This window comes from Metapseudomonas resinovorans, from assembly GCF_002003485.1.
Classification (GTDB): domain Bacteria; phylum Pseudomonadota; class Gammaproteobacteria; order Pseudomonadales; family Pseudomonadaceae; genus Metapseudomonas; species Metapseudomonas resinovorans_D.
Map to the genome: position 1 here is coordinate 1 of NZ_BDMA01000049.1, position 20,261 is coordinate 20,261.

Below are 20,261 nucleotides of genomic sequence, written 5' to 3' on the forward strand. Positions count from 1 at the left end.
CCCCGACAGGCGTTACCCATGTATCCCGGCTGAACACACGGCGCACCCTACCCGATCGGCCTCATACTGCTAGGCAGAGCCGACCACAGATGCCGCTAAACCTCACCGTAGAGCTTGTCGCTCACCAGCATGTGTCCCGGCGCGTGGGTGATGTAGAACTCCGGCTCGGCTTCGGCCAGTACCGCCTGCGGGGTAACGCCACAGGCCCAGAACAGCGGGATTTCATCGGCATGCACCGGCACCGGATCGCCGTAATCCGGAGCGTCGATGTCGGCAATGCCGATCAGGGACGGGTCGCCGATGTGCACCGGCGCGCCATGGGTCATCGGGAAACGCGCGGTGATTTCGATCGCGCGTACGGCATCGGCGGCTTTCATCGGACGCATGGACACCACCGTCTTGCCCGCCAGGCGCCCCGCCGGATGCGTGTCGATGGCGGTGCGGTACATGGCGACGTTGCGCCCCATCTCGATGTGGCGCAGCGGAATGCCGGCGTCTAGCAGGGCCTGTTCGAAGGAGAAGGAGCAGCCGATGGCGAAGGCGACGAAATCCGCCTCCCAGTGCTCGCCGATATCGGTCACTTCCTCGAACGCCCGGCCACGGCGATGGACGCGATAACGTGGCACGTCGCTACGCACGTCGACATCTACACCGAGTTTCTCGAAGTACGGCGAGCCTGGTTCGGTCACGTCCAGCAGCGGGCAGGAACGCGGGTTGAGCACGCAGAAACGGAGGAATTCGTCCGCCCAGGACTTCTGCAGGATCACGATGTTGGCCTGCAGATGGCGCTGGCCCAGGCCGCTGGTATGGCCGCTGTAGTCGCCACGGCGGATCAGCCGGCGGAGTTCACGAGGGGGAAGTTGGGCGAGTTGTTGCGAGGTCATGGGCCAGCTCCGGTTATTGTTCTGCGCGTTTTGTAGGGGCATTGTGGCCAGGCCGTCCAACAAGAATTTTCCGGGACCGGGCATCGGGAAAATTGAACATCCACGTTGGAAGAACCTCCGCACCCTGTCCCATCGTAGGGTGTGCCATGCGCACCGCCTCGGCGTCAGAACAGGGACACGAGCCGCCTGTGTCAGAGGCCGCGCGGGCGCCCTTCTCCCTTCTTCAGTTCGGCCGGAACGAAGTGTTCCTTGCCGACGTTCTCGGCGTAGTTCGCCACCACCGACTTGCTCACATCCACCACCTGGTCCACCAGTTCCAAGCCGGTGCCGCCGCGCCAGGACACCACCAGCGGCAGGATCGGCGGCATTGGCCCGAGGCGCAGGATCGTCAGCTCGCCGCGCTCCAGTTCCTGGGCCACCAGCGCCGGCGGCAAGGCGCCGATGCCGAAGCCGTCGCGCAGCAGGCGGGTCATGGCCGCGACCGAGTTCACGCAACTCAGGTGTGGCGTCGTCACGCCATTGGCGTGCAGCAGGCCGAGCACATCCTGATGCGGCCGCGAGTGCTTGGAGAAGGTGACGATACGCTCGCGGGCTAATTCGGCCAGCGAGGCGTAGTCGCGGTGGTAGATGGAACCGGTGGACACGATCCAGCACAACGGGTAGCCGCCCAGTTCGAGGTTGAGCACCGACTCGTGGCGCAGCGGATCAGTCTGGAAGATCAGGTCCAGATAGCCCTTCTGCAACTGCTCGGAGAGGTTGCGCGCGGTGTCGGCCATCAGCTCGATCTCCACCGCCGGATAGAGCTCGTTCAGTTTCGATACCAGGGGGCTCAGCCAGGTATGGATCACCGTATCCATGGCGCCGATGCGGATGCGTCCCTGGGTGGCGGTACTGGTGTCGATGGCCTGCCGCAGGGCGTGCATGGTGTCCATCATCTGCTCGGCGTACTCCAGCACCTTGTGCCCCTCCGGCGTAAGCGTCACGCCACGGGAATCGCGCACGAACAGCTTCACGCCCAATTCATCCTCCAGTACGGCGATACGGCTGGAAATGGACGCCTGCGTGCTGAACAGCTTCTCGGCGGTCAGACGAAAGCTTTTCAGGCGGGCGACCCAGACGAAGGTTTCAAGGAACTTCAGGTTCATGGCGATTACCGGCAAGCAAGGTATCAAACGCAGCAAGGGCGAAAAGATACAGTAGATTCAAGCACTTCCTGTACCACACAGTCTCCCGAACGACGAACGCCTCCTGTGCACGGCGCGAGCGTCTTCGATCCTGGCGCCACTGATCGGGTATCGGAATTTCTTATCCCCGGCGGCCGCTTTAATTAGTTGGACGATCCGCCAACCCCGGCACAAGAATCCGCCCACAGGCTGCGGGCGTCGACTCCGCATCCCCCGAATGCTCATACAACGCCAAGAACAGCGATCGGAGAACCCCATGCAAAAACACGCGACCCACGCGGGCGGCGGCCTGGATATCGACCAGGGCGGCCATTTCGGCTGGTACCGGGCCCTCAGCAAGCAGGAACGACGCACCTTCTGGAGCTGCAAGATAGGCTACGGCCTGGACGGCATGGACACCCAGATGCTCAGCTTCGTCATCCCCACGCTGATCGCCATCTGGGGTATCAGCACCGGTGAAGCCGGCCTCATCCACACCCTCACCCTGCTCGCCTCCGCCGCTGGCGGCTGGGTTGCCGGCATCCTCTCCGACCGCATCGGCCGCGTCCTGACCCTGCAACTGACAGTGCTCTGGTTCGCCTTCTTCACCTTCCTTTGCGGCCTCGCGCAGAGCTACGAACAACTGCTGATCGCCCGCACCCTGATGGGCTTCGGCTTCGGCGGCGAGTGGACCGCCGGCGCAGTGCTGATCGGTGAAGTCATCAAGGCCAAGGACCGTGGCAAGGCCGTGGGCCTGGTGCAATCCGGCTGGGCGCTTGGCTGGGGCATGACTGCCGTCCTCTACGCGCTGATGTTCAGCATCCTGCCGCCGGAAGATGCCTGGCGCGCCCTGTTCATGCTGGGCCTGCTGCCGGCGATCTTCGTCATCGTGGTTCGTCGCCTGGTGAAGGAGCCGGAAATCTACAAGGAAGCCCGCAAGCACAACCAGGGCGCCGAGAAGGTCAATTTCTACGAGATATTCGCCCCCGGCATGCTCAGCATCACCCTGCGCGCATCCTTGCTGACCACGGGCGCCCTGGGTGGCTACTACGCCATCACCTCCTGGCTGCCGACCTTCCTCAAGGCTGAACGCGGGCTTACCGTGCTGGGCACCGGCGGCTACCTGGCCATGGTGATCCTCGGTTCCTACGTGGGCTACGTGATCAGCGCCTTCCTCACCGACCTGATCGGCCGCAAGAAGAACTTCATCCTCTTCGCCGTCGGCTCCTTCGTCGTGGTGCTGCTCTACACCAACCTGACGGTGAGCAACACCGCCATGCTCTGGCTGGGCTTCCCCCTCGGCTTCTTCGCCTCGGGCATCTTCAGCGGCATGGGCTCCTTCCTCACCGAGCTGTTCCCCACCCGCATCCGGGGTTCGGGCCAGGGCTTCTGCTACAACATCGGCCGCGCCGTCGCCGCGCTCTTCCCGATGCTGATCGGCATTCTCAGCCAGCACGTCTCGCTGGGCGTGGGCATCGGCGGTTTCGCCGCAGTGTCCTACGGGGTGGTCATCCTCGCCGCCCTCAGCCTGCCGGAAACCCGCGGCAAGCAACTCGAGCTCTAACCCCTATCCCTTGTCCCGCCTGCTGCCGAGCCCCTGGCCGGCGGCAGGCCTTCGCCTACCTGTAGGACAAACCATGACCAGACTGCTGTTGAACTGCGATATCGGCGAAAGCTTCGGGGCCTGGACCATGGGCCTGGATGCCGACGTGATGCCCCTGATCGACTGCGCCAACATCGCCTGCGGCTTCCACGCCGGCGACCCCGGCACCATGCGCCGCACCATCGCCCTGGCGGTGAAGCACCGAGTGAGCATTGGTGCCCACCCCGGCTACCCGGACCTGGTGGGCTTCGGTCGTCGCTCCCTGGCCTGCTCGCCGGCCGAAGTAGAAGACCTGATGCTCTACCAGATCGGCGCCCTCGACGGCCTGTGCCGTGCCCAGGGCGCCCGCGTCAGCTACGTGAAGCCCCATGGCGCGCTGTACCAGGACATGATGCGCGACCCGGCCATCCTCGCCGCCGTGATGCGTGCCATAGCCGCCTACGACGCACAACTGCCGCTGATGCTCATGAGCACCCGCGACAACAGCGCCGCCCAGGCCATCGGCGACGAGTACGGCGTGACCCTCTGGTTCGAGGCCTTCGCCGACCGCGCCTATGACGGCGACGGCTATCTGGTGTCGCGCAGCCTGCCCGGCGCGGTGCACCACGACCCGGAACAGGTGGTGGCCCAGGCCATCACCCTCGCCCGTGGCGACTCCCTGCGCGCCAGCGATGGCAGCGACCTGCCGCTGAAGGCGCACACCCTCTGCGTCCACGGCGACAACCCCGGTTCGATCGCCGCGGTCAAACGCATACGCGAAGCGCTGGAGGCCCAATGAGCATCCCGCAACTGCGCATCGAAGTGGCGTCCATCGATGCCTTCATCCTGCGCCTGTTCGACCGCATCGACGAAGCCAACATGCCCTGGATGCTGGCTGCCGGCACTCGTCTGCGGGAGACCTTCGGCACGGCGCTGATAGACCTGGTGCCCTCCTATACCACCCTGCTGCTGCACTATGACCTGCTGCGGCTGGACCCGCGCCAGGCCCGCGAGCTGATTGCCGGTGCCCTCGCCGACCTCAGCCCGGAAACCCGCGCCAGCGGTCGTAGCCATGTCATCCCCACCTGGTATGACCCGAGCGTCGGGCCGGACCTCGAGCCCCTGGCCCAGCGCAAGCACCTGAGCGTGGCTGAACTGGTACAGCGACACAGCCAGCGCGAGTACCAGGTGTTCGCCCTCGGCTTCACCCCCGGCTTCGCCTTCATGGGACTGGTGGAGGAAGCGCTCGCCGCGCCGCGCCTGACTACTCCGCGCAAGCGCATCGCCCCTGGCAGCGTCGGAATCGCCGAACGGCAGACGGCGGTCTACCCGGTGGAAAGTCCCGGTGGCTGGAACCTTCTGGGACGCACGCCAGTTCGCCTGTTCGACCTGGGCCTTCCCGGCTACAGCCTGCTGCAGGCCGGCGACCGGGTGCGCTTCGAACCCATCGACCGTGCCGAATTCATCCGCCTGGGCGGCGACGACACCCCGCTGGAGACCTTGCCATGAGCCTCGTCATCGATCGCAGCTCGCCCTTCATCCTCCTCCAGGACCGGGGCCGCTTCGGCTGCCGTCACCTGGGCGTGACCCAGGGCGGTGCGCTGGATTGGGTATCCATGGGCTGGGCCAACTGGCTGCTGGGCAATCCGCTGGATGCGGCGGTGGTGGAAGTCGGCCTGGGTGCCTTCAGCCTGACCTGCCAACGGGACGGCACCCTGGCCATCGCCGGTGCCGACCTGGGCGCCACGCTCGACGGCCAGCCGCTCCCTGCCTGGGGTGCCTTCAAGGTGAGCAGCGGCCAGCGCCTCGAGTTCGCCCATCCGCGCCGGGGTGTTCGCGCCTATCTCGCCGCGCCGGGCGGTTTCCTTGGCGAACGTCAGCTGGGCAGCGTGTCGACCGTCGCCCGCGAAGAGCTGGGCGGCCTCAACGCGAACGGCAAAGGCCTGGCCATGGGCGACCGGTTGGATTGGCAGGGCGACGCCGTGCAGATGCGCGACATGCCGCGCGTACAGATTCCCGACTTCAGCGCTGATGCCCGTCTGGAACTGATCCTCGGTGCGCAGATCGGTGACTTCTCCGGGCAGAGCCTGTTCGACGCCTTCAATAGCCAGTGGACGGTGGATACCCGCGCCGACCGCATGGGCGTACGTCTGCTCGGACCGAAGCTGGAATGCAGGACCCAGTCGATGATTTCCGAAGGCATCGCCCTGGGCGCCGTGCAGGTCCCGCCGGACGGCCAGCCCATCGCCCTGCTCAACGACCGCCAGACCATCGGCGGTTACCCCCGCCTCGGCGCCCTCACCCCGCTGGCCGTGGCGCGCCTGGCGCAATGCCTGCCCGGTGCCGCGTTGCAGTTCGTGCCGACGGTGCAGGAAGCGGCGCATCAGGAACACCGCAAGGCCTTGGCGGGGTGGTGGAGCTGACAGGCAAGGGTAGAGAACTACTGTAGGGGCGAATTCATTCGCCAAGCAGGCCGCAGGCCTGCCCCACCCATCAGGAATGGGCTGCTTCGCAGCCCTTGGCGATTGAAATCGCCCCTACAGGCAGGAAGCCGACAGGAAAACCGCCAAAGGGTTTACCATTGCGCCCTTTCCCCTCCACTGGCTGCCTCCATGACCGACCCCATCCGCCTGTCCAAATGCGTCGTCGAACTCACCGGCTGCTCCCGCCGGGAGGCCGAGCTTTACATCGAGGGTGGCTGGGTCACCGTCGATGGCGAGGTGGTGGAGCAGCCGCAATTCAAGGTCGAGGGCCAGACCGTCACCCTGCTCCCCGGCGCCACGCCCGAGCCGCAGGACCCGGTGACCCTGTTACTGAACCAGCCCGCCGGCCTCTCCTTCGAAGCCGCCCAGCGCGAGCTCACCCCTGAAAGCCGCTGGCCGGAAGACCGCGCCAACCTGCGCCTGTTGCGTAGCCACTTCGCCCGCCTGACCACCACCCTACCGCTGCAACCGGGCGCCAGCGGCCTGCTGGTGCTGACCCAGGACTGGCGCGCCCTGCGCAAGCTCAACGAAGACGCCAACAAACTGGAGCAGGAATATGTGGTGGAGGTGTCCGGCGCCATGGTCGACAACGGCCTGGACAAGCTCAAGCGCGGGATCCGCATCAAGGGCGGCGAACTGCCCCCGGTGAAAGCCAGTTGGCAGAACGAGACCCACCTGCGCTTCGCGCTGAAGAACCCGAAACAGGGACTGATCGCAGCCTATTGCACCGCCATTGGCCTGAAGGTGATCAGCATGAAGCGCATCCGCATCGGCGGCGTGCCCATGGGCAAAGTGCCGGTCGGCCAGTGGCGCTACCTGGGGCAAGCCGAGAAGTTCTGAGGCACAGCCACATTCTGCAGGGGCGAACTCATTCGTGATTGAAGACCCGTAGGATGGTGTAGAGCGAAGCGAAACCCATCACCGCAATCGATGGGTTTCGCAGGCTCTACCCATCCTACGCAGCTAAGTACGGCCGCTTCCTGTAGGGGCGAATTCATTCGCCTGGCGATTGAAATCGCCCCTACAACGATTTTGCCCCTGCATCCCCCTCGAACGCTTCCGGAAACTCTTCCCGCAGAACAGCAGCGATCCATTCGCTGAACCACTCCACATCCGCCGAAACCGGCCCCGGTGGGGTCAGCAACTGGTAGCTCTCCAGCGGCACATCTACGTCGACGGCCTTCACCAGCAGGCCGTTCTCCAACTCACGGCGCACCAGCACCTCGTTGGCCAGGGCGATGCCACGCCCGCCCTCGGCCAGTGACAGCACGTAGTCGTTGCTGACGTAGAGCACATCCGCACTCACCTGCACATCGACGCCGACGCGGGCGAACCAGAGGTTCCACCATTCGCTGTCGTAGTGGATGAGGTCGTGGCGGGCCAGGTCTGTGGCATTTTCGATCGGTCCGGTACGGGCCAGGTATTCCGGTGCGCACACAGGGAACACCCTTGGCTGCATCAGGATTGTTCGGGCGCCGCTGTAGTCTCCCGGCATGCCGTAGACGATGCCGAGGTCGGCGCTCTTGCCGTCGACTTCGGTGAAGGTGGAGTTGGGCTCGATGACGATCTTCAGCCCCGGCCGCATACGGCTGACGGCCTCCAGCTTGGGCGTCAGCCAGCGCTTGGCGAATGCAGGCACGGCGAGGATTTTCAACCAGCGCACAGCGCGCTTCTTCGCCACCTCGTCACCGGCATCGGCGATCTGCGCCAGGGCGGTGCTGATGCGCGCGTAGTACTGGCGCCCAGCCGGCGTGAGCTCAACGCCACGCGGGGTGCGGTCGAACAGCTGCACGCCCAGCCACTCCTCCAGCAACTTCACATGACGGCCAATGGCGGGCTGGGTGACATGCAGGGCCTTGGAGGCGGCGACATAGCTGCCCAGTTGGGCGGCGGCCTCGAAGGCGCGCACGGCGTTGAGGGGTGGCAAACGGCGAATGGGCATGGACGCGAAGGCACCTTGCAGCTGTTAGTTTTTTTAATAGCACATGTAAGAAAATTGAGCTTTATAGCCCGCATCCCCTGCCAGATGATCGGTCCCGAGGCACGAAGAACAACAACCTCGCCCGATCAACTCCCTGTTGCCCCGGCATTGCCGGGACTGCCTAGAACAACAATCGAAAGCCCGAGGTAAGGAATCTCCGCCAGCATACGCGGCCGCCCGAACCACGGGGAACAGGAGAAGTAGTGATGAATGCTGTGCATGTCCCGTTGCCTGCGGCGGCGGTCTCGGTTCGTTCAGTACGCAAGGTGTATGGCGACCCGCAGAACGGCCCGGTCGCCCTGAAGAGCGTCGATCTCGATATCCGCGACAACGAGTTCTTCACCCTCCTCGGCCCTTCCGGCTGCGGCAAGACCACTCTGCTGCGGATGATCGCCGGATTCGAGTTCCCCAGCGCCGGGGAAATCCGCCTCTACGGCGAGAACATCGCCGACCTGCCGCCCTTCCAGCGGCCGGTCAACACCGTATTCCAGCACTACGCGCTATTCCCCCACATGACCATTGCCGAGAACCTCGCCTTCGGCCTGGAGTCCCACCCCATGGGCAAGCGCATGAGCCGCGCCCAGGTGGCCGAGCGGGTCCGCGAGATGCTCGCGATGGTGCAGATGGAACGCTTCGCCGAGCGCCGTCCCAGCCAGCTCTCCGGTGGCCAGCAACAGCGCGTGGCCCTCGCCCGAGCCCTGGCGCCGCACCCCAAGGTCCTGCTGCTGGACGAACCGCTCTCGGCCCTCGACCTCAAGCTGCGCCAGGCCATGCGCGAGGAACTGAAGAGCATCCAGGCGCGTACCGGCATCACCTTCATCTTCGTCACCCACGACCAGGAAGAAGCCTTGGCGATGTCCGACCGCATTGCCGTGCTTTCCGAAGGCCAGGTGCAGCAGGTCGGACGCCCCGACGAAATCTACGAACAACCGCGCAACCGCTTCGTGGCGGACTTCATCGGCGAGACCAATTTCATCGAGGCACGGCTGCTGCAGGAAGACGGCACCCAGGCGATCTACCAGGGGCCGGGCGGCAAGCCGTTCCGCGCCGCCGCCCGTGAAGGGGTAAAGCCGGGCCAGGATGTCTGCCTGTCGATTCGTCCGGAACGCCTGCACCTGGTGCAACCGGCCCAGGGCGGCGCCATCCCCTGCCGCGTCGACAACCAGGTCTACCTCGGCACCGACCTGCACTACCACGTAAGCCTCGGAGATGGCAGCCGCCTGACCGTGCGCACGCCTAACCGTGGTGGCCAGGGCCAGCGCTTCCGACCCGGCGAAGCCGCCGCCCTGCTGCTCGACCCGGACAGCGCCAGCGTGCTGCTGGATTGAACCCGTCACCTGCCAACGGTCAACTGCCATGAACCCGACATCCCTTGCGCCCGGCGCCATGCTTGCGCGCCGCCAGGCCATGCAGAGCTTCCTCGGCGTGTCACCCGCGCTGGTCGCCATCGGCCTTTTCCTGATCCTCCCGATCCTGATCGTGGTCGCCTATTCGCTGATGGAGGCCAATCCCTACGGCGGCGTCAACCGCGTATTCAGCACCGAGTCCTACCTGTCACTGCTGTTCGAGCGCCAACTGGACGACAGCCTGGCCTTCGCCGACTCGTACCTGGCGATCGCTTTGCGCTCGGTAGGCATCGCCGCAGCCACCACCCTCATCACTCTACTGGTGGGCTTCCCGGTGGCGGTCTGGCTGTCCATGCAGCCGCCCCATCGCCGTGGCTTGCTGATCTTCCTGATCACTGTGCCCTTCTGGGCCAACCTGCTGATCCGCACCTACGCCTGGATCCTGCTGCTGCGTGGCAGTGGCGTGATCAACAACAGCCTGATGGGCCTGGGGCTGATCGACCAGCCGCTGCAGTTGCTCTACACCGACGGCGCGGTGCTGCTGGGGCTGGTCTACACCTATGCCCCCTTCGTGGTACTGCCCATCTACGCCTGCCTGGAGAAGATGGACATGCGCCTGCTGGAAGCCGCCCAGGACCTCTATGCCGGCCGCGTGCGCACCCTGCGCAAGGTCGTCCTGCCCATCGCCCGGCCAGGCATCCTCGCCGGCGCCATCCTCACCTTCGTGCCCTGCCTCGGCGCCATGATCGCCCCGGAACTGCTGGGTGGCGGGACCAAGATGATGCTCGGCAACCTGATCTTCCGGCAGTTCAGCGACGCCCGTAACTGGCCCTTCGGCGCGGCCCTGTCGCTGGTGCTGATGGCCGCGGTGATGCTGGTCCTGACCGTCTATGCGCTACGTGCCGAACGTCAGCGCGCCGCTCGTGGAGGTGTCTGATGTTGCGCCTGTTAGGCAAGGCCCGCCTGGGCGTACAGGATTTCCCCGGATTCGGCGGATTCAGCTTTCTGTTCTATCTCTACCTCTATGCGCCGATCCTGGTACTGGTGATCTTCTCCTTCAACGCCAACCAGTCGGCCACCATCTGGACGGGCTTCAGCCTCGACTGGTACCGCGCCGCCTTTGCCAACCAGGCGCTACGCCAGGCCGCCGGCAATAGCCTGCTGATCGCCGTGTGCGCCAGCCTGGCGGCCACCGCCATCGCCACCCTGGCGGCACTGGGCACCTCGCGCGGCTCGAAGTTCAAGGGCATGCGCCTGTCCATCGGCGCCATCATGCTGCCGCTGGTATTGCCGGAAATCGTCGTCGGCGTCGCCACCCTGGCGCTGTTTTCCACCCTTGGCCTGTCGCTGGGCTACGGCAACCTGATCATCGCCCACACGGTGTTCTGCGTCCCCTTCGCCTACCTGCCGATCCGTGCCCGTCTCGACGACATGGACCTGTCCCTGGAACAGGCCGCCGCCGACCTCTACGCCGGCCAGTGGCGGACCTTCCGCAAGGTCACCCTGCCCCTGCTGATGCCGGGGATCGTCTCGGGGCTGATGCTGGCCTTCATCGTCTCGCTGGATAACTTCGTGATCTCGATGATGGTTTCCCAGGCCGGCACCACCACCCTGCCGATCTTCATCTTCGGCCTGCTGCGAATGGGCGTGACGCCCGATGTGAACGCTGTTTCCACCTTGATCCTCGGGGTCTCCGTGCTGTTCGTGACCCTGTCCTACCTGCTCGGCAAGAAGAAACACTGAACCGGAGAGCCAACCCATGAATACAGTGATGAAAACCCTGGGCGCCGGCCTGGCGCTGGGCCTGAGCCTGTCCGCCCAGGCCGACGGTCAACTCAACGTGGTGAGCTGGAGCGGCTACTTCTCGCCACAGATCCTCGAGAAGTTCCAGAAGGAAACCGGCATCAAGGTCACGGTGGATTCCTACGACTCCAACGAAACCCTGCTGGCCAAGCTCAAGCAGGGTGGCACCGGATACGACGTGGCCATCCCCTCCCACCAGTTCATCCCGATCCTGGTACAGGAGAACCTGCTGGAGCGCTTCGACCCGGCGCAGCAGCCCTATTACGCCGGCATTGTCGACAACCTGAAGAAACCGACCTGGGACCCGGAAGGCGCCTATTCGGTGCCCTTCATCTGGGGCACCACGAGCGTCGTGGTGGACACCGGCACCTACAAGGGCCCGACCGATAGCCTGGCGTTGCTGTTCCAGCCGCCGGCCGAGTTGCAGGGCAAGATCAACATGTTCGACTCGGCCAGCGAGGTGATCGACGCGGCCAGCGTCTACCTGGACATCCCGCTGTGCAGTGAAGACCCGAAGCAGATGCAGCAGGTGCTGACCCTGTTGAAGGCGCAGAAGCCCTTCGTGAAGACCTACAGCTCCAAGGCCGGCTCCATCCGCGAGAACCTGGCCTCGGGTGAGATCGATATGTCGCTGTTCTGGGGCGGCTCATCCATGCGTGCCCGCGAAATGAAGCCGAGCCTGCGCTACCTCTATCCGAAGGAAGGCGTGATGGCCTGGGTGGACAACCTGGTGATCCCCAAGGGCGCGCGCAACCCGGATAGCGCGAAGCGCTTCATCGCCTTCCTCAGCCAGCCGGAAAACGCCGCGCTGACGCAGAACTTCCTCAAGCACCAGAGCCCGGTCAAAGGCGTGGAGCCCTTCCTGGACGCCAGCCTGAAGGACGCCCCGGAACTGCACATCCCGGACGGCACCAAGGTGCTCTTCAGCAAGACCTGCGGCGAAGGCGCCATCCGCCTGGCCGACCGTGTCTGGACCAACCTGATGCGCTGACCCACCCGGCCCCGTCCCGGCGGACGGGGCCTTCCGCAATCCGCCGTTTGCCCAAGGCAGGACCATGAGCAAGAACGAACCCATCAGTGAGCTGGTGCAACTGCCGGCCCACCAGCTTTCCCTGCACATCCGCCAGCGCCAGGTGTCCTGCCGCGAAGTGATGCAGGACTACCTGGCCCATATCGAGCGTTTCAATCCGCACGTGAATGCCCTGGTGAGCCTGCAACCGACCGAACGCCTGCTGGCCGAAGCAGACCAGCGCGACACGGAACTCGCCCGGGGCGAATACAAGGGCTGGATGCACGGCCTGCCCCATGCGGTGAAGGACCTGTCGCTGACGCAGGGCATCCGCACCACCCTCGGCTCGCCGCTTTACCGCGACTACGTTCCCGAGCGCGACGGCATCATGGTCGAACGCCTGAAGGCCGCCGGCGCCATCATCATCGGCAAGAGCAACACGCCTGAATTCGGCCTCGGCTCGCAGACCTACAACCCGCTGTTTGGCGCCACCGGTTGTGCCTACGACCCGAGCCGCACCGCGGGCGGCAGTAGCGGCGGCGCGGCGGCGGCCCTGGCCATGCGCCTGGTGCCGGTGGCCGACGGCAGCGACATGATGGGCTCGCTGCGCAACCCGGCGGCCTTCAACAACATCATAGGTTTCCGCCCCTCCCAGGGACGGGTGCCGTTCGACGACGCCGCCGACTTGTTCTTCGACCAGCTCGGCTACGAGGGTCCAATGGGTCGCAACACCCGTGACGTCGCCCTGCTCCTGTCGGTACAGGCCGGCGGCGATGCACGCGCGCCGCTGTCCATCGCCGAAGGCGGCCAGGACTTCGCCGGCGCCCTGCAACGGGACTTCAAGGGCGCCCGCCTCGGCTGGCTGGGTGACTTCGATGGTTATCTGCCCATGGAACGCGGCGTACTCGATCTGTGCCGCACGGCCTTCAAGGACTTCGAATCCGTCGGTTGCAGCATCGACGATGTCCGGCCCGAATACTCCATGGCCCAGCTCTGGGACACCTGGCGCACCTTGCGGCATTGGCAGGTGGCCAGCTCGCTGGGCGGACACTTTGCCGATCCGGCCAGGCGTGAGCTGCTCAAGCCGGAAGCGATCTGGGAGGTTGAGAACGGCCTCGGGCTCTCGGCCATGGACGTGTCCCGCGCCTCGGCGGCACGCACCGACTGGTACCGCGCCATCTGCCAGCTATTCGAACGCTACGACTACCTGCTGCTACCCAGCGCCCAAGTGTTCCCGTTCGACAAGACCCAGCACTGGCCGAAGGAAATCGCCGGCCGGGCCATGGACACCTACCACCGCTGGATGGAAGTGGTGATCCCCGCCACCCTCTCCGGCTGCCCCGTGGCCAACGTGCCGGTGGGCTTCGACAGCCGTGGCCTGCCCATGGGTATGCAGATCATCGGCCCGCCCCGGGCGGACCTGGCCGTGCTGCAACTGGCCCACGCCTATGAGCAGGCCAGTGCCTGGACGCGGCATGTGCCGGGGTGTCTGGTGGTTTGATCGATCAGGGGGGATGAGGAAATTGTAGGGGCGAATTCATTCGCCAAGGGATGCAAAGCATCCCTGGCCCCCAAGGACAGCCCTTCGGCCTGCATGGCGAATGAACTCGCCCCTACAGCTGCTGTTCCTGCCCGCTGCGACTGTCCTGCCTGGGCGGCTGTCCGGACGAGGCGGTCCGTTCGGCGGGGTTGGCGCTCAGGCGTTGGAACTCGAATACCGGGATTTTTACCGGCTTGGCCTTCGCAAGTTCGGTGCCCGGTCCGCGGCCGGAGTACTGGCCGTAGACCCCCAGCATGAAGACGCCAATCACCAGGAAGATGGCGAGCCGCTCGACCACCCTGGGGTTCTTACCGGAAGGCTGGTGCAGGACCTGCAGCTTCGGCGAATGGGATTGATGCTTCATCAGTCTTCCAGGACCCGGTCCATCAGCTCCAGCCCCAGCCGCTGGGTACTGGACACGTCTTTCAGCTCAAGCTGGCTGATGCCGGCCACCTTGGTTCGCGGTATCGCTAGATGCTGGTTGCGCAGGGTGATGGAGTAGCTCCCATCGGGCTCCCACAAGCATTCGAACTGAAACGTGACGCTCATCTTGTTCAAGGTGTCCTCAACCTGGCGAAGCATCAAATTATTCATTCTCAGTCCTCCCCACCAATCGAGTGGCCGGACTGAAAAACCTAGCAGGGAAACTCAAGACGTAAATGTCTTCGGTCGGCTTTTCATCGGAAAGCATCCCGCGTCCCGATGACACTCCCGTTGCAGAGCCCTTGCTGACAAACGGTCCTTGAAACCTCGGCCAGCCGGTACGTCACTTGCCATAACGCACGATTGAGGCGGCTGGCATGCCCAACGATCCGCTCGCACCCGGATTTGGCGTCGAGGAAACCTTCTTTCTGGTGGACAAGCGCAGTCGCAATCTGCCGTCGCAGCTACCTGACGGTTTCCTGCAGGCGGCCAGACATGCGTTCAAGGAAGGCTTCAGCCAGGAGATGTTCCAGAGCCTGGTACGCCTGGACATGGTCCAACCCAGCCTGCTGGAGATTTCCGAAGCGCGTGCCTGCCTGCTGGAACGCCGCACCCGTCTCGCGAGCCTCGCTGGGGAGTACCAGCTGGCGCCCATCTGCGCCGGCTCCCATCCCTTCGCCGACTGGCACGTGCAGGTGCCGACGGACGACTCGCACTACCAGCCACTCTTCGAAGACCAGCGGATGATCGCTCACCGCAGCCTGGTCTGCGGCATGCGCGTGCATGTGCTGATACCGCCGGACATCGACCGCATCAAGGTGATGAACCGGGTGCTCGGCTGGCTCCCCCTGCTACTGGCGCTGAGCACGTCTTCTCCCCTGTGGAACGGCCGACCGACCGGCTTGATGAGTTATCGCCAGGCGGTCAGTGCCGAATGGCCGCACAAGGGCATTCCCGAACACTTCCCGGACGAGCCGGCCTTCGATGCCTACGTGCAATGGCTGATGGCCTCGGGGTCGATACGCCGCGAGAGCGACCTCGCCTGGTGCGTACGTCCGTCGCCGCGCTTCCCCAGCCTGGAGTTCCTGGCGGCCGATGCCTGTCCCTCGGTGGAGGATGCGCTGTGCATCGTCGCCCTGTTCCGCGCACTGGTGAGCTGGGCGATGACCCAGGCGGATGGCGACCCGCAGGACTCCCAGCTGCAACGCCTGGTCCTGAAGGAAAACCACTGGCGCGCCATGCGCTTCGGTATTCACGGCATGTACCTGGATGCCTCGGGCGAGGCCAGTCTGTCCGCCGGCGCCTGGCTGGCGAGGGCCCATGGCTGCTTTGGCGAACTCGCCGAGTCCGAGGGAGATGGCCAGGCGTTCGTGCGTGGCCGGCATGTGCTGCGCTACGGCAGCAGCGCCGACCGCCAGCTGCACCGTTATCGCGAAGCCCTGCAGGCTGGCCTGCCGCGCCAGCAGGCACTGGTGGCGGTGGTCGACGAACTGATCGCGGAAACGTCCGGCGGTTGAGGCGAACCTAACCGACAGGGCTCATCTTCATCACGCAGGAAAAGCTCTGGGTGCGGCCATCCCAGATGTAGCGAAAATGCGCTCCCTGCACTGGAAGCGTCACCGCCGGCGGACGGAATGCCGCCACGCATTCGAGCCCCCGCAAGCGCACGCTGTTGTACAGCAAGCCCCACTTGCCTGCGTTGCGGTGCAGCCCCGCGAAGACCTGGCTGGTAGCGTAGCTCGCCGGGTCAGGATCGTGAAACTCCGCGCGATCACGCACATCGAGCATCGGCTGGACCACCTTGTTCACGTAGGCACGCAGGGTGACCTCGATGCTCGCTTCCTGGGTGGCACGCCAGAAACGCTCCTGGTGATAGCGTGTTTCGGCGATGGCGGCGTCGATGGAGCTGGCGCAGTAGTAGACGCCGAAGCTGCCATCGGTGAAGCGGCTGCTGCGGCCGATATGGGTGAACACCGCCATCACCACGGTGGAGCCGTTGCCGCTGACCCGGTCCTCGGGCGCAACGCGGGAAATCTCCCCCACCTGGTCACGCAGGCGGTCATTGGTCATGGCCTCGATGGCGTAGGCCAGTTCCAGATCGGCGGGATCGAGGGTGTCTTCGAATACGGATATGGGCGGGAAGGCGCTGTTGACCAGCCGATAGGCCTTGTTCCAGTCGGGAATCCGTTCCACCAGCAGCTCCTGGGTCATCAGCCACGCACTCCATCGAGGTAACGGCGCACATCGGCCACGTCCACCACCTGGCCGCCGAGCATGTATTCCAGCGCGCTGCGGCCGTTGAAGGGTGCGGCGCTGTTGGGCTTGTGCACCCACTCGTAGGCTCGCGCCTCCTGATTGCTGAAGAGAATGCGCAGGGATTTGTGGATACCCATCAGGTAGGAGATGCGCTCCAGCGTGTCGTGAGGCAGGCGCACGCTGGGCAGCTTCTTGTAGCTGAAGTAGGTGGTGTTGCCGATGGAGCCCAGTAGCGTGCGCTGCTGTTCCTTGTTGCAACCCCACTTGTCCATCAGGTTGAAGAAGAACTTCAGGGCCACGCGGCCGGCTTCGCCGCTCTGGAGGTCCGGAATGACATGGCTGGCAGGAATACTCATGACGTCTCCTGGGAGAATTGCTATGGCTTAACTGTACTCCCGATCCGAATTATTTCAAGCATACAGTTCTGATACGCAGCAATTCCTGACCGTGATTTGCAGGCTCGCGCCGATCAATGGAAAAAAACGCCAAGGTAGCGGAGCGCTTTCGACCTAGGCCCTGCCGCACACGCTGGCTAGAGTGCCGGGGCACGCCATTCGCGAGGGCCAACGCCATGCTCGATGTCACTACCGCCCGCCCCTCCCGCTACCTGGAAAACCGTCACCTGGCATTGGCCCTGTTCGCCGAGCAGGGCTACGGCCAGGTGAGCATGCGCGACCTGGCGGCGCACCTCGGCATCAAGGCCGGGTCCATCTATCACCATGTGGAAAGCAAGGAAGCGCTGCTCTTCGAGTTCATCGAGGAGCTCTACGAACAGCTGCTGGACAACGCCGCACTGGCCCGCCGCCACGCCGATCCGGCCAAGCGACTGTCCACGTTGATTGACGGCCACCTGGCCTTGCATGAGGCGATGGGCCCGCATTTCCGCCTGGCTGAGCTGGAGTGTCGCTGCCTCTCCGGCGAGCGCCTGGAACAACTGCGCGACCTGCGCCAGGCCTACGAACTGGCCCTGCTGGAGCCGCTGCAGCAATTGGCCGGGCAGCCTCTGGACAACGCCGGGCGCGGCGCTGTGGCGAGCATCGTGTCCCTGCTCAACCAACTGCCGGCCTGGCTGGATGCCAGCGGCCTGCCGGGTGAGCAAGGACGCGAATTGATGACACGGATGATCCTGGGAACGGTGCGCGGGGCATTGCGTTTGCCCTGAGGCTGTTAGGGCGAATTAGCTGTTACGAGAAATCGACCGGCGATCCAGGAGCCTTGTAGGAGCTAGCTTGCTAGCGAAAAGGGGCCATTCGCTGGCAAGCCAACTCCTACGGGCAATGCAGCTCGTACCCCCCAAAAGATCCTGCAGAGCACCCTTTCGGGCCTAGGCTGTTGCCAGAATTCGACCGTCGGTCCAGGAGCCTTGTAGGAGCTAGCTTGCTAGCGAAAAGGGGCCATTCGCTGGCAAGCCAACTCCTACGGGCGATGCCAATGAATTCGCCAACGAACACGCCCAATCACCGACTATCGAAACACCCCGTTACACCTCCCTTGGCGGATTCGCCGTTCTCATCCGTCCTTTCCAGACAAGCCCTGAAATTTCGGATTCCCCCATGCGTTCCTTCGCCACCCTCCTCCATCGCTGGGCCGGATTGGCCACGGCCACTTTCCTGCTCATCACCGGCCTGACCGGCGCGATCATTTCCTGGGACCACGAGCTGGATGACCTGCTCAACCCGCACCTGACGCAGGTCAGCAGCCAGGGCCCGGCCCTCGACCCGCTGGAGCTGGCCCGCCAGGTCGAGGCCCGTGATCCGCGCGCGGTGGTGACCTATGTGCCGTTGGCAGCGGAGCCCGGAGGGTCTCTGGACCTGGGTGTGACCGGCCGGGTCGATCCGGCCACCGGCAAGCCCTTCGAACTGGGCTACAACCAGGTTTTCGTCGACCCGATTACCGGCGCCGAGCTGGGCAAGCGCGACTGGGGCGCGGTGTGGCCGGTGACCAGCGAGAACCTGGTGTCCTTCCTCTACGTGCTGCACTACAGCCTGCACATCCCCGAGTTCTGGGGCATCGACCACTGGGGCCTGTGGCTGCTGGGTATCGTCGCCATCGTCTGGACGCTGGACTGCTTCGTCGGCTTCTACCTGACCCTGCCCGCGCGGCGCCGCCAGGCAGCGGCCAAGGCAGTCAAGGCGGCCGGCGGCGCGTCCTGGTGGCAGCGCTGGAAGCCGGCGTGGAAAGTCCGCTGGAGCGGCGGTTCCTACAAGCTCAACTTCGACCTACACCGCGCATTCAGCCTGTGGACCTGGGTCCTGCTGCTGGTCCTGGCCTTCACCGCCTTCTCCCTGAACCTGTATCGGGAAGTCTTCTTCCCGATGATGCAGCTGGTCACCGAAGTCACCCCCGGTCCCTTTGATAAGCGCGAGGAAACCCCGGAAGACCAGCCCATCGAGCCGCGCCTGGGCTTCGTCGAGGCCATCGCCACAGCCAAGGCGGAAGCCGCGCGCCGTGGCTGGGAAGAACCTGCGGGCAGCGTGTTCTATGCGCGCCACTACGGCATCTACGGCGTCAGCTTCTACCACCCCGGCGGTGACCACGGCGATGCTGGCGTGGGCCCGGCGGCGCTCTACTTCGACGGCCAGGACGGCAGCCTGCTGGGCGACAGCCAGCCCTGGAAAGGCACCGCCGGTGACATCTTCGTCCAGGCCCAGCTGCCCCTGCATTCCGGGCGCATCCTCGGCCTGCCGGGACGCATCCTGATCTCCGCCATGGGTGTGGTGATCGCCATGCTCTCGGTCACCGGCGTGATCATCTGGTGGCGCAAGCGCGCGGCCCGCGAACGTTCGTTGCAGAACAAGGCACAACGCCAGGCGGATTCCACCGACGGCAACATCCTGCCCTCCAGCTGATTCCCCTCCTCGTTCAGGCCGGCTTGTTCCGGGCCGGCCTGATTACCTCCCGCAAAAACTTTCCGCGAATTCGTTCCGGTTTTTCCTGCCGCGTTCGCTTGATTACGAACAAGAACGCAACTCAATTGCCAGAACATCTACAAATCAAGAACTGGGTGCGAATGCCGCTTCGCTGTCATCGAATCAGCTTCCTGAAACCATCTTTTCGCTGCCATTGCCTATGGTTTAAGTACCAGCAGCAGAGATATCGCGATGTACGAGCCCATAAACGCATTGGTGATCATGGGTGTTGCCGGTAGCGGGAAGTCCGCCGTGGCCCGCGCGCTGGAGGTGCGCAGCGGAGCGCGGTTGATCGAGGGGGATGCCTTCCACCCCGACCGCAACATCCAGAAGATGAGCACTGGCCAGCCCCTGACCGACAAGGACCGCGCCAGCTGGCTGCATGCGCTCGAGAAACAGCTGCGCCAGACCTACCGCGCTGGCGAGCACCCCATCCTCACCTGCTCCGCCTTGAAGCGCGCCTACCGCGATGGTCTGCGCCACGCCGTGCCTGGCCTGGCGTTCGCCTACCTGCAACTCTCCCCCGCCGCCGCAGCCGAGCGGATGGCGCGGCGCCAGGGGCACTTCATGCCGTCGAGCCTACTGGATAGCCAGTTCGCCGACCTGGAAGAGCCGCTGGATGAGCCCCTTACCCTCGTGCTCGACGGCACCCTGCCGGTGGGCGAGCTGGCCAGCGCCATACACCAGTGGTGGCAGCATCACGCGCCGGCCTGAAGAACGAATCGGTTCCCAATGGTAGGGTGCGCCGCGCGCACCGGGCATTGTCACTTGTGCGCACGGCGCACCCTACGGGCAACACCGCTGTTGGATCGGCGTGAGTCCAGCCGCGATTGGCGGACAAAAGGGGCGGCTTCGCCACCCTTGGCGAATGAATTCGCCCCT

Annotated in this window: 21 protein-coding genes; 14 read left to right on the forward strand and 7 right to left on the reverse strand. The window is 64.8% G+C overall.

All coding sequences use genetic code 11. The features are described 5' to 3' along the window. Positions 1-95: 95 nt before the first annotated feature. Both MnOB_RS12565 and MnOB_RS12570 read right to left on the reverse strand, forming a co-directional pair. Positions 96-884: a putative hydro-lyase gene (locus MnOB_RS12565; RefSeq protein ID WP_077524561.1), complete on the reverse strand. Its 789-nt coding sequence runs from the start codon at positions 882-884 to the stop codon at positions 96-98. 191 nt (positions 885-1,075) lie between these two features. Beyond that, the gene (locus MnOB_RS12570) at positions 1,076-2,029 is read right to left on the reverse strand and encodes a LysR family transcriptional regulator (RefSeq protein WP_077524562.1); all 954 of its coding nucleotides are present in this window, start codon (positions 2,027-2,029) and stop codon (positions 1,076-1,078) included. 295 nt (positions 2,030-2,324) lie between these two features. Here MnOB_RS12570 and MnOB_RS12575 point away from each other — a divergent pair, with 295 nt between their 5' ends. The 5 genes from MnOB_RS12575 to MnOB_RS12595 all read left to right on the forward strand — a co-directional run bounded on the left by MnOB_RS12575 (position 2,325) and on the right by MnOB_RS12595 (position 6,952). Continuing rightward, positions 2,325-3,611, forward strand: a complete 1,287-nt coding sequence (locus MnOB_RS12575) for an MFS transporter (protein ID WP_077524563.1) — start codon at positions 2,325-2,327, stop codon at positions 3,609-3,611. A gap of 73 nt (positions 3,612-3,684) precedes the next feature. Further along, positions 3,685-4,428 carry a 5-oxoprolinase subunit PxpA gene (locus tag MnOB_RS12580; RefSeq protein WP_077524564.1) on the forward strand — a complete coding sequence of 248 codons (744 nt, stop codon included), beginning with the start codon at positions 3,685-3,687 and terminating at the stop codon, positions 4,426-4,428. Then, positions 4,425-5,138, forward strand: coding sequence for a 5-oxoprolinase subunit B family protein (locus tag MnOB_RS12585; RefSeq protein WP_077524565.1), 714 nt, complete (start codon positions 4,425-4,427; stop codon positions 5,136-5,138). The genes MnOB_RS12580 and MnOB_RS12585 overlap by 4 nt, the downstream gene beginning before the upstream one ends. Beyond that, complete coding sequence (locus MnOB_RS12590; protein ID WP_077524566.1) at positions 5,135-6,052, forward strand: 5-oxoprolinase subunit C family protein; 918 nt, start codon at positions 5,135-5,137, stop codon at positions 6,050-6,052. Before MnOB_RS12585 ends, MnOB_RS12590 begins: the two co-directional genes overlap by 4 nt. A gap of 189 nt (positions 6,053-6,241) precedes the next feature. Next, positions 6,242-6,952, forward strand: coding sequence for an rRNA pseudouridine synthase (locus tag MnOB_RS12595; protein ID WP_077524567.1), 711 nt, complete (start codon positions 6,242-6,244; stop codon positions 6,950-6,952). Between the two features lie 181 nt (positions 6,953-7,133). Here MnOB_RS12595 and MnOB_RS12600 read toward each other — a convergent pair whose 3' ends face one another. Beyond that, positions 7,134-8,054, reverse strand: coding sequence for a LysR substrate-binding domain-containing protein (locus tag MnOB_RS12600; protein WP_077524568.1), 921 nt, complete (start codon positions 8,052-8,054; stop codon positions 7,134-7,136). Between the two features lie 245 nt (positions 8,055-8,299). On the opposite strand from MnOB_RS12600, the gene MnOB_RS12605 reads away from it, so the two are divergent. The 5 genes from MnOB_RS12605 (at position 8,300) to MnOB_RS12625 (ending at position 13,752) form a co-directional block, all read left to right on the forward strand. Continuing rightward, a complete protein-coding gene (locus tag MnOB_RS12605) occupies positions 8,300-9,421 on the forward strand; it encodes an ABC transporter ATP-binding protein (protein ID WP_077524569.1) in 1,122 nt (373 codons plus the stop codon). 28 nt (positions 9,422-9,449) lie between these two features. Further along, on the forward strand, positions 9,450-10,376 hold the full coding sequence (locus MnOB_RS12610; protein WP_077524570.1) for an ABC transporter permease: 927 nt from the start codon (positions 9,450-9,452) through the stop codon (positions 10,374-10,376). Then, a complete protein-coding gene (locus MnOB_RS12615) occupies positions 10,376-11,182 on the forward strand; it encodes an ABC transporter permease (RefSeq protein ID WP_077524571.1) in 807 nt (268 codons plus the stop codon). Before MnOB_RS12610 ends, MnOB_RS12615 begins: the two co-directional genes overlap by 1 nt. A 16-nt stretch (positions 11,183-11,198) precedes the next feature. Then, entirely contained in the window at positions 11,199-12,233 is a 1,035-nt protein-coding gene (locus MnOB_RS12620) for an ABC transporter substrate-binding protein (RefSeq protein WP_077524572.1), read from the forward strand. Between the two features lie 64 nt (positions 12,234-12,297). Next, entirely contained in the window at positions 12,298-13,752 is a 1,455-nt protein-coding gene (locus MnOB_RS12625; protein ID WP_077524573.1) for an amidase, read from the forward strand. A gap of 112 nt (positions 13,753-13,864) precedes the next feature. Here the strand turns inward: MnOB_RS12625 and MnOB_RS12630 are convergent, their stop codons facing one another. After that, the gene (locus MnOB_RS12630; RefSeq protein WP_077524574.1) at positions 13,865-14,155 is read right to left on the reverse strand and encodes a hypothetical protein; all 291 of its coding nucleotides are present in this window, start codon (positions 14,153-14,155) and stop codon (positions 13,865-13,867) included. Then, positions 14,155-14,385, reverse strand: a complete 231-nt coding sequence (locus tag MnOB_RS12635; RefSeq protein ID WP_234358247.1) for a hypothetical protein — start codon at positions 14,383-14,385, stop codon at positions 14,155-14,157. Before MnOB_RS12635 ends, MnOB_RS12630 begins: the two co-directional genes overlap by 1 nt. Before the next feature lie 206 nt (positions 14,386-14,591). Between MnOB_RS12635 and MnOB_RS12640 the strand changes: the two genes are divergently transcribed. Beyond that, a complete protein-coding gene (locus tag MnOB_RS12640; protein ID WP_077524575.1) occupies positions 14,592-15,731 on the forward strand; it encodes a carboxylate-amine ligase in 1,140 nt (379 codons plus the stop codon). A 7-nt stretch (positions 15,732-15,738) separates the two neighbouring features. Here MnOB_RS12640 and MnOB_RS12645 read toward each other — a convergent pair whose 3' ends face one another. Continuing rightward, positions 15,739-16,425, reverse strand: a complete 687-nt coding sequence (locus tag MnOB_RS12645) for an RES family NAD+ phosphorylase (RefSeq protein WP_077524576.1) — start codon at positions 16,423-16,425, stop codon at positions 15,739-15,741. Further along, the gene (locus tag MnOB_RS12650; protein ID WP_077524577.1) at positions 16,425-16,826 is read right to left on the reverse strand and encodes an MbcA/ParS/Xre antitoxin family protein; all 402 of its coding nucleotides are present in this window, start codon (positions 16,824-16,826) and stop codon (positions 16,425-16,427) included. Before MnOB_RS12650 ends, MnOB_RS12645 begins: the two co-directional genes overlap by 1 nt. Positions 16,827-17,041: 215 nt before the next feature. Here MnOB_RS12650 and MnOB_RS12655 point away from each other — a divergent pair, with 215 nt between their 5' ends. The 3 genes from MnOB_RS12655 (at position 17,042) to MnOB_RS12665 (ending at position 20,093) form a co-directional block, all read left to right on the forward strand. Then, positions 17,042-17,632 carry a TetR/AcrR family transcriptional regulator gene (locus MnOB_RS12655; protein WP_077524578.1) on the forward strand — a complete coding sequence of 197 codons (591 nt, stop codon included), beginning with the start codon at positions 17,042-17,044 and terminating at the stop codon, positions 17,630-17,632. A gap of 391 nt (positions 17,633-18,023) precedes the next feature. Next, positions 18,024-19,319 (forward strand): PepSY-associated TM helix domain-containing protein, encoded by a 1,296-nt coding sequence (locus MnOB_RS12660; RefSeq protein WP_077524579.1) that lies wholly within the window; start codon positions 18,024-18,026, stop codon positions 19,317-19,319. A gap of 252 nt (positions 19,320-19,571) precedes the next feature. Further along, complete coding sequence (locus tag MnOB_RS12665) at positions 19,572-20,093, forward strand: gluconokinase (protein WP_077524580.1); 522 nt, start codon at positions 19,572-19,574, stop codon at positions 20,091-20,093. The last annotated feature ends 168 nt before the right edge of the window (positions 20,094-20,261 follow it).

Coding starts and splice junctions, on each gene's coding strand:
- MnOB_RS12655 (WP_077524578.1), top strand. CDS start 17,042: ATGCTCGATGTCACTACCGCCCGCCCCTCCCGCTACCTGGAAAACCGT.
- MnOB_RS12620 (WP_077524572.1), top strand. CDS start 11,199: ATGAATACAGTGATGAAAACCCTGGGCGCCGGCCTGGCGCTGGGCCTG.
- MnOB_RS12595 (WP_077524567.1), top strand. CDS start 6,242: ATGACCGACCCCATCCGCCTGTCCAAATGCGTCGTCGAACTCACCGGC.
- MnOB_RS12610 (WP_077524570.1), top strand. CDS start 9,450: ATGAACCCGACATCCCTTGCGCCCGGCGCCATGCTTGCGCGCCGCCAG.
- MnOB_RS12570 (WP_077524562.1), bottom strand. CDS start 2,029: ATGAACCTGAAGTTCCTTGAAACCTTCGTCTGGGTCGCCCGCCTGAAA.
- MnOB_RS12615 (WP_077524571.1), top strand. CDS start 10,376: ATGTTGCGCCTGTTAGGCAAGGCCCGCCTGGGCGTACAGGATTTCCCC.
- MnOB_RS12585 (WP_077524565.1), top strand. CDS start 4,425: ATGAGCATCCCGCAACTGCGCATCGAAGTGGCGTCCATCGATGCCTTC.
- MnOB_RS12565 (WP_077524561.1), bottom strand. CDS start 884: ATGACCTCGCAACAACTCGCCCAACTTCCCCCTCGTGAACTCCGCCGG.
- MnOB_RS12625 (WP_077524573.1), top strand. CDS start 12,298: ATGAGCAAGAACGAACCCATCAGTGAGCTGGTGCAACTGCCGGCCCAC.
- MnOB_RS12650 (WP_077524577.1), bottom strand. CDS start 16,826: ATGAGTATTCCTGCCAGCCATGTCATTCCGGACCTCCAGAGCGGCGAA.
- MnOB_RS12660 (WP_077524579.1), top strand. CDS start 18,024: ATGCGTTCCTTCGCCACCCTCCTCCATCGCTGGGCCGGATTGGCCACG.
- MnOB_RS12645 (WP_077524576.1), bottom strand. CDS start 16,425: ATGACCCAGGAGCTGCTGGTGGAACGGATTCCCGACTGGAACAAGGCC.
- MnOB_RS12605 (WP_077524569.1), top strand. CDS start 8,300: ATGAATGCTGTGCATGTCCCGTTGCCTGCGGCGGCGGTCTCGGTTCGT.
- MnOB_RS12590 (WP_077524566.1), top strand. CDS start 5,135: ATGAGCCTCGTCATCGATCGCAGCTCGCCCTTCATCCTCCTCCAGGAC.
- MnOB_RS12640 (WP_077524575.1), top strand. CDS start 14,592: ATGCCCAACGATCCGCTCGCACCCGGATTTGGCGTCGAGGAAACCTTC.
- MnOB_RS12630 (WP_077524574.1), bottom strand. CDS start 14,155: ATGAAGCATCAATCCCATTCGCCGAAGCTGCAGGTCCTGCACCAGCCT.
- MnOB_RS12665 (WP_077524580.1), top strand. CDS start 19,572: ATGTACGAGCCCATAAACGCATTGGTGATCATGGGTGTTGCCGGTAGC.
- MnOB_RS12635 (WP_234358247.1), bottom strand. CDS start 14,385: ATGAATAATTTGATGCTTCGCCAGGTTGAGGACACCTTGAACAAGATG.
- MnOB_RS12575 (WP_077524563.1), top strand. CDS start 2,325: ATGCAAAAACACGCGACCCACGCGGGCGGCGGCCTGGATATCGACCAG.
- MnOB_RS12600 (WP_077524568.1), bottom strand. CDS start 8,054: ATGCCCATTCGCCGTTTGCCACCCCTCAACGCCGTGCGCGCCTTCGAG.
- MnOB_RS12580 (WP_077524564.1), top strand. CDS start 3,685: ATGACCAGACTGCTGTTGAACTGCGATATCGGCGAAAGCTTCGGGGCC.